9 protein-coding genes are annotated in these 12,538 nt (G+C 58.2%); 2 read left to right on the forward strand and 7 right to left on the reverse strand.

Annotated features, from left to right (window positions below; genetic code table 11):
- The first annotated feature begins 82 nt into the window (after positions 1–82).
- On the forward strand, positions 83–2,587 hold the full coding sequence (locus UH5x_RS21285; RefSeq protein WP_482633599.1) for a protein kinase domain-containing protein: 2,505 nt from the start codon (positions 83–85) through the stop codon (positions 2,585–2,587).
- 67 nt (positions 2,588–2,654) lie between these two features.
- Here UH5x_RS21285 and UH5x_RS21290 read toward each other — a convergent pair whose 3' ends face one another.
- From UH5x_RS21290 to UH5x_RS21320, 7 genes are all read right to left on the reverse strand, one after another.
- On the reverse strand, positions 2,655–3,674 hold the full coding sequence (locus UH5x_RS21290; RefSeq protein WP_482633600.1) for a glycosyltransferase family 4 protein: 1,020 nt from the start codon (positions 3,672–3,674) through the stop codon (positions 2,655–2,657).
- A 1-nt stretch (position 3,675) separates the two neighbouring features.
- Positions 3,676–5,298 carry an alpha-amylase family glycosyl hydrolase gene (locus UH5x_RS21295; protein ID WP_482633601.1) on the reverse strand — a complete coding sequence of 541 codons (1,623 nt, stop codon included), beginning with the start codon at positions 5,296–5,298 and terminating at the stop codon, positions 3,676–3,678.
- A gap of 49 nt (positions 5,299–5,347) precedes the next feature.
- Positions 5,348–6,793 (reverse strand): glycoside hydrolase family 130 protein, encoded by a 1,446-nt coding sequence (locus UH5x_RS21300; RefSeq protein ID WP_047813224.1) that lies wholly within the window; start codon positions 6,791–6,793, stop codon positions 5,348–5,350.
- 8 nt (positions 6,794–6,801) lie between these two features.
- On the reverse strand, positions 6,802–9,072 hold the full coding sequence (locus UH5x_RS21305) for a glycosyltransferase family 4 protein (RefSeq protein ID WP_482633602.1): 2,271 nt from the start codon (positions 9,070–9,072) through the stop codon (positions 6,802–6,804).
- Entirely contained in the window at positions 9,069–10,151 is a 1,083-nt protein-coding gene (locus tag UH5x_RS21310; RefSeq protein WP_482633603.1) for a glycoside hydrolase family 130 protein, read from the reverse strand. Before UH5x_RS21310 ends, UH5x_RS21305 begins: the two co-directional genes overlap by 4 nt.
- Entirely contained in the window at positions 10,148–10,531 is a 384-nt protein-coding gene (locus UH5x_RS21315) for a putative PEP-binding protein (RefSeq protein WP_482633604.1), read from the reverse strand. Before UH5x_RS21315 ends, UH5x_RS21310 begins: the two co-directional genes overlap by 4 nt.
- A gap of 102 nt (positions 10,532–10,633) precedes the next feature.
- Positions 10,634–11,059 (reverse strand): hypothetical protein, encoded by a 426-nt coding sequence (locus UH5x_RS21320; protein WP_236696041.1) that lies wholly within the window; start codon positions 11,057–11,059, stop codon positions 10,634–10,636.
- A gap of 999 nt (positions 11,060–12,058) precedes the next feature.
- Between UH5x_RS21320 and UH5x_RS21325 the strand changes: the two genes are divergently transcribed.
- Positions 12,059–12,421, forward strand: a complete 363-nt coding sequence (locus UH5x_RS21325; protein ID WP_482633605.1) for a hypothetical protein — start codon at positions 12,059–12,061, stop codon at positions 12,419–12,421.
- The last annotated feature ends 117 nt before the right edge of the window (positions 12,422–12,538 follow it).

A 12,538-nucleotide genomic window follows, 5' to 3' on the forward strand; every position in this document is an offset into this window, starting at 1 on the left:
GGTTGTGAATGAGACGTGCTTGTTACAATTTGTCGATGTTGTCCAGTCAGAGCCTTCGCATTCACCTTTTCTTTGACACCGCATGCAACTTCCTGAATCGATCGACGACGACACCTACGCAACGGTTGATATCCTGGCCAGTGATTTCGTGGCACGGTATCGCAATGGTGATCGACCGACGGTCGAGGAATATGCGATTCGCCATCCCGAACTGAGCGAGCCCATTCGGCGCGTCTTTCCATTGGTGCTCTCGGTCGAAAAGGTCAAGGTTGACCAGCAAGCTGAAAGCGATGGACGAGCGACGCTCGCGGGACGGACGATCGAAAGACTCGGTGATTTTCGTCTCGTCCGCGAAATTGGTCGTGGGGGGATGGGGATTGTTTACGAAGCCGAACAAGAGTCGCTCGGGCGTCGTGTTGCGATCAAGGTTCTGCCCAAACAGTCTTTGCTGACCGACGATGCGTTGCAAAGTTTTCATCGCGAAGCCAGCACGGCAGCGGCGATGCATCATTCGAACATTGTGCCCATCTTCGGGACGGGGCAATGCGATGGAACGCAGTATTTGGTGATGCAACTGATTCGAGGCGAGTCGCTTGATAAACGGATCACGGCAGAGGGACCGCCTTTCGACTGTCGCACCGCAGCTGAGATCGCCGCCCAGATTGCTGACGGACTGGCTTACGCGCATGGAAATGGCGTGTTGCATCGCGACGTGAAGCCCGCCAACATTCTGCTCGATGAAGAGGGGGTCGCGCAACTGACCGACTTTGGACTGGCCCGAAACACTCGGGACGATCCGACCATGACGCAGGCACTCAGCGGGAGTCCTCGCTACATGGCACCGGAACGTTTTCAAGGGCAATCGGATGAGCGGTCCGACGTGTACGGCGTTGGATTGACGCTCTACGAAATGCTGGCGGGCACACCTGCTTTTGAAGGCCTGACCCAGCAGCAACTGCCGGAGGCGGTGAAGCTTCAGCTCATCAAGCCATGGAGGGATGTTCGCGCCGATGTTCCTATGGACCTGCAGACGATTGTCGCCAAAGCGATCAATCCTGAGCCGGCCCATCGGTATCCATCGGCGTCTGATTTGCGTGACGATCTGAAGCGTTTTTTGCAAGACGAGCCGATCCTTGCTCGACGGACAACGGCGTTCCAGAGACTGGTTCGTTGGTGTCGCCGCAACCCGAAGCTGGCTGGTGTGACCGGCATCGCCATCGCGTCGATGCTGGCCGCAACGGTCGCGTCGTCGGTCGGGTTTGCGATGACATCGGCCGCCAACAAGCGGACCAGCGAGGCACTTGCGCGATCCGAGCAAACGGTCGATCTCGCGCTGCAGTCGTTGGATGGCGTGGTGGAGGTGGTCTCTACTCCAGGCTCAGCGATCGGAGACATGGATCTGGGGGAATTGGATTCGGCACCGTTTCTGCTGAATCCATCGCCGCATGCTGCAAGCGTGTTGGAAAACATTCAACCCCTGTACGAACGGCTTGCCAACCAATCGCCGACTCGGCCCGACATCGTTCGACAAATGGTGGAAGCGAGCCTTCGGTTGTCACAGATTCAACGACAACTCGGGCAGACCGACGCTGCAATCAACACCCTCGACCAAAGCATTGAACTCTTGGAGACACGGGGTGACCTGGCTGGTTTGCCAACGAATGAGAAACGAATGCTGCTCGCCCGTTTGCACAACGAGCTCGGCAAAGTCCACGCCCTGAAGTTGGACGACGCCCATTCCGACAAAGCCTATGGCATGGCGATCCAGTTCGGGGAAGCGGTCACCGATCCAGACGATCGGTTGAAACTGCAACTAGCGTCTGCGTATGTGGCGCTCGGTGAGCCGCCGCCTCAGCGTCGCCGCGATGAATGGGGGTCGCCGGTTGAATCACGAATCGCCCGTGAGCGATTGTCAGCGGCCGAGTTGCTGTTGAGTGAATTGACAATCCCTTTGCATGACGCGAGTGAAGTTGCTGTGCTGCGAGCCCGGATTCATCTCGCCAAATCACGTCGCGCAAAGCGGCCAGCGATTCGGCAGTCGGAGCTTCTGTCAGCCACCGGAATTTTGCGGGATCGACTGATTCAAAATCCAGACGATTCCCGAGTTCGGTTCGCCTTGGTCGAGGTGCTCTCCAGCGTGAATCTGCGACGGCAGTTCGGTTCGAAACGATTGATCAACGAGGCGGACGAGCGACTTCACGAAGCGTTGGCGGAATTGCAACCGCTGCGGTCGAGCAATCCCAAGACACAACTGTTCGCCATCTCCGAAGTTCACATTTTGCACAAGCTATCGAGCCTCGCTCGTTCGGATGGCGACTTTGCTTTGGAACTGAAACGCCTCGAAAAGGCAATTGCGATTCAGTCGTCGTTGGTCGATGCATCGCCCAGTAGCATGCCCCATCGATGTTGGCGAGCGTTGTTGTTCCGAAGTCTCGCCGAAATTCGACGACGCAGCGGTGACACAGAGGCAGAGCGTGAAGCGATCGCGGCCGCCGTTGCTGACTTGGACGCGATCGCCCCAGAGTCCAAGACACATCCCTTTGCGGTTCAGACGCAACAGATCATTCAGAAACTGCACGACCTCTGACGCGAGTGGGAGCGGGGGCGAGAGTTGTGCCGGGTGGTGAATGACGGACGCAACCCAGGCTGGAAGCCTAGGCCACGATGGGGTTGCTGATGCGGTGGTAGAGGGCTTGGTAGGCGTCGGCCATGCGGTCGATGGAGAAACGTTCCGCGACCGCTCGGCGAACGGTGGCTCGATCGATCTCGTCGATTCGCTCAATCGCTTGGTTCGCTTCTTCCAAGTTGTCGACCAGGAAACCAGTGACGCCGTGTTCAATCAGCTCGGGCATCGATCCGCGCCGGGTGGCAATCACGGGTGTTCCGCAGGCCATCGCTTCGATCACCGACAGACCGAATGGTTCGTCAAAGTTGATCAGGTGCAACAACGCTCTCGCATTGCCCAAGGCGTCCAGTCGTTGCTTCCCACCGACCACCCCATGATAGGTCATGTGCACGCCATCATCGGCTGGCACGACGTGCGTTTCATGGTACTGGTGGTCTTGAATGAGGCCGTACATGTGCAGCGGGCGTCCGCTGCGGCGTGCCACCGTGATCGCTTCCGCCGCACCTTTGTCAGGATGGATGCGGCCAAAGAACAGCAGGTCATCGCTGAGCTTTGGCTGAAACGGAAACTGGTCGAAGGGAATGCCATGATGGATGGTGGCGGCGTACCGCAAACTGGGATGCCGATCGGCATCGCTGATCGCGACGTAGTGAACCACGTCCTGGAACGCTTGATACATCGGCAGGATGCGGTCGGATGAGAATCCATGAATGGTGGTGACGATCGGCGTGTCGATCATCCGGGCGAAGGCGTGGGCGGGAAAGTCCGCTTGGTTGTGGATCAAGTCGAACTGGTCGGCTTGTTCAAACAGATGAGCCAGATGCCGAAACTCCCAGACCTTTGCGTCGATCGATGGGTCGTCGCCGTAGGGTGCGGGGACCACGCCATCGAGCTTCCCCGACGTTTGGCTGTCGAGCGTGGCGAACAGAGTCACGTCCACCCCTCTCGCCACAAGGGCCTCGGTCAACATGCTGGTGACGAGTTCCCACGGGCCGTAGGCCTTTGGTGGAGTTCGCCACGCGATGGGGGCCAGCATTGCGATTCGCATTCTAGGATTGCTTTCTTCGTTGTAGGAGGAGACCTTCGTTGGACGCCAGCGTGCCGTCCAGCGGACGAGGTTTTGATGTTGAGCACAGAAGCGTGAACAGGGAGGTCGCTTGGGCTGCTTCTTGTGGCCTGGGCAAGGGCTGGGGTTGGTCGCTGAGATTCAGTGCGATCCACAGTCGTTCCTCGCCATGCTGTCGCTCAAAGCAGAGCACGTCGTTGGCGGAATCCAGGTGCACGAGGTCGCCGATCACAAGTGCCGGGTGGCTTCGCCGCAGTGAGAGCAATGTTTGGTACAGAGACAGAAGCGATTGAGGGTCCCGAGCTTGCGCGGCAACATTCCGCGTCCGCCAATCGTCACCCAGCGGAAGCCAAGGATCGACGGTGCTGAATCCGGCGTGAGCGGAAGCGTCCCACGGCATTGGTGTGCGGGAACGATCGCGACCGATCCCCAACTTGGGTTGCCGAAGATCCTGCGGGTCACGAACTCGATCGCGAGGAATGGTCACTTCGCCAATCCCGATCTCATCGCCTTGGTAGAGCGTCGGTGTGCCGCGAAGGGTCAGCAACAGCATGGCGGCCACTCGGGATTGGGCCTCTCCCAGTCGGGCGGCGATGCGAGGTGCATCGTGACTGCCCAGGACCCAATTGGGCCAACCAAATGCCGGGAGGGACTGTTCGTAGTTGGCGATCATCCGGCACAGGGAGTCCGCCTTCCATTCGCTTTCGATCAGGTGAAAGTTGACCGGGAAATGGACTTGAGGTTGATCCTGGGTGCCGAACCAGCGGGCGAGACGATCGTCTGGCAAACAAATCTCGCCGATCAGGACGCGGTCGCCATAGGAGTCGGCCAAGGCTCGGAACTCGGCGGCGATCTGGTGAGCTTCGGGTTGATCGGTCGAGTGCAATTGGATCAACCGATCGCGCTGAGTTTGGTCGGGCGTCCAGTTTGGGTTGAGAGGATTGTCGGGGAGACCCGCGTCTTTGATGATGTGCCACAACACGTCGATGCGGAATCCATCGACGCCGCGATCCAGCCAGAATCGCAGCACTTGCATCATCGCCTGACGCAGTTCCGGGTGCCGCCAATTGAGATCGGGTTGCTGCGGAAGAAACGCGTGCAGGTAGTATTGCTGCGTCGCCTCGTCCCACTGCCAGGACGAGCCACCAAAATCACTGACCCAGTTGTTGGGTGGTCCGCCGCCGGGCGATGGGTCACGCCAAATGTACCAGTCCCGTTTGGGATGGTCGCGAGCAGAACGGCTTTCGACAAACCAGGGATGTTGGTCCGAGGAATGGTTGGGAACGAAATCCAGCAGCAGCTTGAGCCCTCTCGAGTGGATTGCCGCCAGCAACCGATCGAAGGCATCGAGATCCCCGAAGATCGGATCGATGTCGCAGTAGTCGGCCACGTCGTAGCCGAAGTCGGCCATCGGGGACGGGTAGATCGGCGACAGCCAAATCGCATCGATCCCCAGTGTCACCAGGTGATCCAGCCGCGTCTCGATTCCCGCCAGGTCACCGACCCCATCGCCATCGCGATCTTGAAATGAACGCGGGTAGATCTGGTAGATCACCCCGGTTTCCCACCATCGATGATCGCAGAGGGGGCGGGAGTGTGATTTCATGGATCGTCGTTCGGCAAAGGGTACCTGACACGGATTTTTCGACGGTTCTCTACGTCATCAAGGCCAGCAATTTGTCAACTTCGATGGTGGCAAACGTGGTGGCGTAGTCTGACATCGCGTAGGGGATGATCAGTTGGTTTTCATGAATGATCGAACCGCAGGTGTAGACCACGTTGGGGACGTAGCCTTCCCGCTCGACTTCGTTGGGAGTGATCAGAGGTTCGCTCAACCGTGCGATGACTTTGGAAGGGTCATTCAGGTCCAGCAGCATCGCGCCGATGCAGTACTTGCGCATCGGACCGACGCCGTGAGTGAGGACCAGCCACCCTGCGTCGGTTTCGATGGGCGAGCCACAGTTGCCCATTTGGATGTACTCCCAAGGCATGGCAGGCTTGATGATCAATTCGCTGGTGTGCCAGAAATAGAGCATGTCGGAATACATCAGAAACAGATGTTCGCCGTCTTGCCGGCCCAGCATTGCGTAATGGCCGTTGATTTTCCGCGGGAACAACGCCATGCCTTTGTTGGCGACGGCGGGACCGTTGAGAGTGTGCATCTTGAAACGCAGGAAGTCCTTTGTTTCCAACAATTGGGGCAAGACCAATTGGCCGTCGTAGGCGCTGTAGGTGGCGTAGTATCGACGGCTGCCATCGTCGTCTTGGAAGTCCACGAAACGCGCGTCTTCGATCCCGTTGCTTTCGGTGGGACTGAATGGAAAGATGACTCGTTCGGACAGTTCGTGATCGGGTGTGTATTGGATTTCGTAGTTCGATTTGGCCAGCATGACCACTCGATCCACCAGCGGCGCGAGTTCGTTGTGAAGCGAGCGATGTTCGCGGAGCGACGCTTGCAAACGCGTTTCCAGTTCGGCGAGTGTGAATTCCTCCGGGAGTGCGTCGAGCACTTCGTAGGTGAACGTGTTGCCGAGCCCGAGTTCGATGAGTTTGCGCCGAAACAGACTGTTCTCGTAACAGGAATCGGGGACGTACCGAGGTGTCGTGACATACCGCACGGATTCATCGACCTGAATGTTGCAGTTGCGGTCGATTGTTCCACTGCGAAAGACGATCGAGGAGATGTGTCCTTCGCCGACGGCTCGCAAGCTCATTGCAAATCGCCGCGTACCTGCAGGGAGATTCGATTGGTCGGGATGCCACACGAGCGAAGGGTTGAACAGAGCGGCCGATTCGAGCGCGTATTCTTGGGTGAAGTACGCTCCCAGCAGCAGCCGCCGGTTTTCGCTGAGCGGGGTGTCGGTGAGCAGGTGGTGTTTGAGGTCCCGAAACCGTTGTTCAAAGTAGGCCTTGGGTTTTTGATGTCGCCCGTGGAATTCCTCCAGGACATGGGCGAGTTGTTGGTTGACCTCCGCTTCGGACAGGGTGCAGACCCGTCCGATGACACGCAGCACACGATCGTCACCAGGAGGCTGGAACGGTCGCAGGACGACGCGTTGGCGGTTGGGCGAGAGGACGATTCCGGTTCGTTTGATTGGCAAGGTGAAGATCAGTGAGTGGGGTTGGGGACGACGCGCATCATGGCATTCAAGCCGCGCATTTCAGCGAGTGAGAGTAAGAACGCGAGCGTGGACTCGGCGCCTTGGTTTTCATTGACTTGATTTTCCATCAAGCCGTCAAAGCAACCGCCTGTGGAGGCGTCGTAAATGGGTTGGCCGAGATCATTGCGTCCCAAGAACCAATCGAATGCCAAGTGAGCTTGTTCGGACCAGAAGTTGTCTTTGCTGGCAGCGAAGGCTTCGATCGACGCCGAGATCATGGCATGCGCCTCGATGGCTTGTTGATCGAACACGGCCGTCACTTCGCCTTCGGGGCTGAAGCCGTTGGAACCAATCGGGCGAAACCTTCCCTGCGGCGAGCGTTGGATTCCGCTAAGCCAATGCAAGGATTTCAGCCCGATGTCGACCGCGCGTTGATTGTCGAACCAGCGACCATGTGTGATCAGGGCTTGCGATAGTTTGGCGTTGTTGTAGGTCGCGATTTTTTCGAACCAGGGCCATTCGTCCGTGGCGATGGCTTCGTACATGTCGGCCAGGCGGTCGGCGAGTTGCTGACTCATCGCCGCAGCCACGCGATCACCGCTGTAGCGTCGCAAGTATTCGTGAATGCCGATGATGGCGAGTGCCCAGGTTCTCGGGGAGGTGGTTCGTTCGCTGGCAGGAAGTGCTTGGTGGAACACCTCTCGCGCCCAGGCAACCAAGCCTGCGTTGCAGGATCGACCGACGCACGTTCCGATTGCCCACAAGGCGCGGCCCTGCGAATCGTCCGAACCGTCTGCTTCCATCCATTGTCGATCAAACCCAAGGAAGTTGCGGAATCGTCCGGTGTCACGATTGAAGGCGTTGTTGAGGAAGGCGGCGTAGCGAGATGCCAACGCACGCACTTCGGGGGAATCCTTGCCTTGTTCCTCCAGCAAGACCGTCAGGATCAAGGCTCGAGCGTTGTCATCGGTGCAGTAGCCATGGGCGTGATCGGGAATGGAATAGATGGCGTGCTGGATGATGCCGGTGGAATCACTGAGGTGCTGCAGATGGTCGAGCTGCATTTGCGGCAGCGCCAAAGGTTGCTCGTCCAGCGTGCGGACCGCGAGTGGTTTCGAGGACGACGTGCGTTGATCTCGGGCTCGGTTGAATGAGTCGAGGTACATCTGCGAGACATGGTCCCAGGTCATGCTGCGACCCAGTTCATAGGCCTTCGCTCGCATTGCCAGACGCCGGTCGTCGTCGCCCAACAACCCGATCACCTCGCGCGCGATCGCGGCTGGATCCGCGAACGGGACCAGCACCCCACGCCCATCGGCGAGCAGTTCTTCGGCGTGCCAGTAGGGAGTGGAAATCACGGCTTGGCCACAACCAAACGCGTAGGCCAGGGTTCCCGAGACGGCTTGTTCCACGTTCAGATACGGTGTGATGTACAGGTCCGCAGCACCAATGAATTCCGTCAGTTCTTCCAGTTCGACAAAGCGGTTGTAGAAACTGACATGCTTGGAAACGCCCAGTTCCTTTGCCATCCGTTCCAGGCTGATCCGATAGCGTTCGCCTTGATCGCGAATCAGGCTGGGGTGCGTTGCCCCCAGGACGATGTAGATGAAATCCGGGAATTGGGCGACGATCTCTGGGATCGCTTTCAAGACATGTTCGATGCCTTTGCCGGGGGAAAGCAAGCCAAAGGTGAGTGCGACGTTGTTGTTCTCGACCCCGAATTGTTCTTTCAGGACGCTTTGGTCGGTCTCGGGAGCTTCCGGGATTCCGTGCGCGATCAAGTCGACTTGTTCACTGTCGACGGAGTAGGTGTTGAGCAGCGTTTGGCGACTTCGCTCCGTCATCACGACCAGCCGCGTTGACAACCGAATCAGCTGCATCATCACCGCCCGCTGCGTTTGGCTGGGTTCCGACAGAACCGTGTGGAGGGTCGTGACGACCGGCATCCGAACGTCTTGCAGCAGCGCCAGGATGTGGCTTCCGCAGGGACCGCCATAGATGCCAAATTCGTGTTGCAGCGAGATCACATCCACGTTGCTGAAGTTCAGGAAGTCGGCTGCCGATCGGTACTCATCCAGTTCTTGATCGGCCACTTGAAATTGGACTTCATCGTCGTAGGCGTAGCCGCCCTCGACGTCGTCCATCGTGACCACGATGCACTCCGCGCAGGATTCAGTGGCGACGGCGATTCGCAGGTCGTGAGTGAACGTGGCGATGCCACATTTGCGCGGCAAGTAGTCGCCAAGGAAGGCAATTTTTAATAGATCAGGTGAGGTCATTGTTTGGGTTGACTCGGGGGTTGTCGTTGCAGCGAATCCAGGACGGATTGCTTTGGGAAACGGGCCGAGGCGACACAGGTGTCGGCGGCTCCGTAGAAGACGTGAAGCTGATCGTCTCGGTCCAGCATGGCGGTTGGGAACACGACCTGGGGGACGAAGCCATGAAGCTCATATTCGGTTGTGGGCTGCATCATCGGTTGGCTGGACCGAGCCAGCACACGACCGGGATGATCGCGATCGAGCAAGATCGCACCCGCGGAGTAACAACCCACGGTGCCGGCGGAACTCGGACGAGCGCTGCCGTGATGAAGCGTGAGCCAACCCTCCTCGCACAGAATCGGCGGCGTGCCACTGCCGACGCGGTCGCTTTCCCAGGCATGCATTCCGCTGAGAACACATTCGTGACGCCCCCAGTGAATCATGTCGGGCGAACGGGCCAGCCAAATTTGGGGCGGGTGAAAGTGCGAATGAGGGTTCGGGCGGTGCAAGGCGACAAAGTCACCGGAGATCATTTCCGGGAACAGGACGACGTCTTTGTTTTCGCTGGGGAAGATGATGCCGTGACGCTGGAAGGTCATCAGGTCCGTCGATGACATCAGTGCGGTCGCTGCACCGGATCGAGAAACAGCGACATAGGTGATCCAGTAGATCGGCCCGATCTTGGTGATCCGAGGGTCTTCGATGCCGTATTCTTCCCAAGGGCCTTCGGGATGAATCGTTGTGACGAACTCCCAAGACGTGTCGCTCGCGTTCGATGAGCGATAGAGTCGCAAATGGGAAACGGAAGTCAAACGCAGGTCGCCGCTGGTCTTCATCGCCACCACGCGTGCATCGACGTGGGTCAGATCCTCTTCCCGCACCCAGTCGACTTCGGTTGTTCCGGAGGTCGACCAGCGAGGCAGAGGCAGCCAGCCGGTTCGTGATTCGGATGGCAGTTCCGCGACGCGGGCCAGCATGAACCGGTCGTCATTGAGGATTGCAACGGCCGGGTTGAACACGCCGATCACTCGGAGGTCAGCCTGCGATGGCGGCACGTCACTCGGTTGCAGCAGCAACGAGGCGGAGCTTCTTTCGATCACGAGCGAGTTCCGATTGCATCCGCGGGTTGGTGGTCTGATTCTTCGAGCTGTTCTTGTCTGCTTTCTGGCGTCAACAATTGCCGAACCTCTTGCGGGCTGCGGCACTTTTGTGCGAGTTGCGCAAGGGCACTCGCGGTTGCTGAATTCATCTTGCCGATGGCGGTCGCGAGTTCGCCCGCGCGCGAAGGGCTGATGCTCAGTTCTTGAATTCCGAGTCCGATCAACAGTTCTGCAAATTCGGGGTCACTGGCTTCTTCGCCGCAAACACAGACCGGGCAATTCCAGCGTTTGGCTGCCACCACGACTTGCTGGATCGCTCGCAATACCGCGGGGTGCATTGCGGTGATACCGCTGGGCCAGAATTCGGATGAACGATTCACGTTCGCCGTGGATCATCTTCAAGTCCATCTCGTCGATCTTTCCCCAGGTGCGTTTGATGCCATTTTGGACGGCCGGCCATTGCCGTTTGACTTGTTTCCAATTCATGACAGAGGGCTCGCTGGGGAGGAGCAAGCAATCGGTTCAATTCGGTAGCCCGACGAAGACGGATCCCGTCGCAATCGGTGAGAGACCGGGACACTCTTCGAACCAATCCGCAAGGCCTCGAGTACGGCCTGAAGCGTGGTGGCATCTAGGCATGCTTGGGTGGGCGAGACTGGATCGAGCACGATCAGTCTTAGAACGTCCGTGTCCAGTTCGCATTGATTTTTCAGGAACCCTTTGACCAGCGGGTATGGGGTGAGTTCCAGCGAACTGGCAGACACGAACACGTCGTAGTCTGGTTTGTCCGAAAAACCGTGAATGACAACGGAATGGGGATCGGCCGCTGCTGAAATGACAGGCGGACCCGTCGGGTTCGCCCCATCCTTCAAGACATAACGTGGTGTCTTGGCAAAAACATCCACCATGATCGCCTCCTTGGGCCATCCAGAGGCCTGCTGCGGTTTGTCTGCCGAAGAAAATCGACGGCGAAATCAAACTGCGAATTGCGAACAGAGAGGTTTCAACCGGAAGATGCGGTGGAAACTCACGGGCGTGATTTGAGTGCACGCTTCGCGCAGGCCAACATTGCAAGCTACCACGATTCGGAGTCAATACAATCCAAAACCATCCACGAGTGACTGAAATACGCCGGTTGGTGCTCCGAACCTTGGGTTGAGATCTTGCCCCTCGCCCTCTCCCCACAAAGCGTGGAGGTCGTGCAGTTTTTAAATGCTGTGCTTGCAATGCCTTGAGAACCCCGCCCGTGCAGCGGGAGGGGTCGGAAAGCGAGCGTTCAGCGAGATTTCCGGGGGAGGGCCATCCGCGCCGCTCCCGATGCTCGGCCCTCACCCTCGCGTACGCCTGAACGGCGTCGCTCGACCTCTCCCCAAACTGCGTTTCAGGAGAGGTGCGCCGAGTGAAAACCCGCCAAAATGCAGCACCAAAAAACTGCACGACCTCCGTGCGAGAGGGGGGGCAGGAGTTGAAATTCGGTGTTGTTGGGCGATGGTTGTGCGTGTTGCCCTCACCCGGATGCGTCGCTGAACGCTCCTTTCCCGGCCCCTACCGCTTCACGGGTCGTGCGGCTTTGCTTCACTCTCCCCTCGCTTCGCTCGACCCTCCCGGAGCGAGGGTCATGAGAAATTGCCGGGCAGTTCGAGACTTGAAAGCCGCCCGATACCCGAAGCGTGTGGGAGCAGGGGACAAAGGTTGGACGCATCGTGTTGGGGTGGAGAAAGGCCTGTTGGCCAACAGGACCGATCGGCAAAAGGCAAGTTCGGAACGGACGCGTGGGGTTCCCGAGCAAGGTCCATTCATTTCGGCGGCACGCGACCGCTGCGCGAGCTTTGGGGGAGTTGATCCTTTACAGTGGGGGGGCGGTTCGTTCGGGGGCTGTTTCTTTTGTCACGCTGATGGGAGCAAGCATGAAACTACTGAAATCAGTCGGGCGATTGCTTCCTGTCTTGCCAGTGATGGTTGGGATCTGGCCTTTCAAATACTTGCCGTTCCTTTTCATTCTCGGGTTGTTTCTGATCTTCGGTGTGCTGTCAGGCGATGGTGTGCCGACAGGCGATCTGCCGAAAGCGGAAGCGAAGGAGGAGGTGGCTTTGCTCTGCAAATTTTTCGCTGCTGCGTGCTTCTATCCGCCCGTCTATGTCACCTGTTCTTTTTTTTCGATCGTTGGATTGATCGCCGGGCGGCCAATTTCAGCGTTCATCATTGCGTGTGTTCCGTTGCTGTATCTCATACCGGTGTGGATGCTTGCCTCTCGCTTGGATTATTTGTGAGACGGCTCCAAGTTGGTTGTCATCCCCAAGGTTCGGGATTCATTTCCCTGAAATTGGCACGGCATCGTCGCCCGACGACTGGCCGAACGGAGCGTCCACTGGATCGAATCATTCGAC

The organism is Rhodopirellula sp. UH5, from assembly GCF_056839225.1.

Coding starts and splice junctions, on each gene's coding strand:
- UH5x_RS21290 (WP_482633600.1), bottom strand. CDS start 3,674: ATGCGAATCGCAATGCTGGCCCCCATCGCGTGGCGAACTCCACCAAAG.
- UH5x_RS21305 (WP_482633602.1), bottom strand. CDS start 9,072: ATGACCTCACCTGATCTATTAAAAATTGCCTTCCTTGGCGACTACTTG.
- UH5x_RS21320 (WP_236696041.1), bottom strand. CDS start 11,059: ATGGTGGATGTTTTTGCCAAGACACCACGTTATGTCTTGAAGGATGGG.
- UH5x_RS21285 (WP_482633599.1), top strand. CDS start 83: ATGCAACTTCCTGAATCGATCGACGACGACACCTACGCAACGGTTGAT.
- UH5x_RS21295 (WP_482633601.1), bottom strand. CDS start 5,298: ATGAAATCACACTCCCGCCCCCTCTGCGATCATCGATGGTGGGAAACC.
- UH5x_RS21325 (WP_482633605.1), top strand. CDS start 12,059: ATGAAACTACTGAAATCAGTCGGGCGATTGCTTCCTGTCTTGCCAGTG.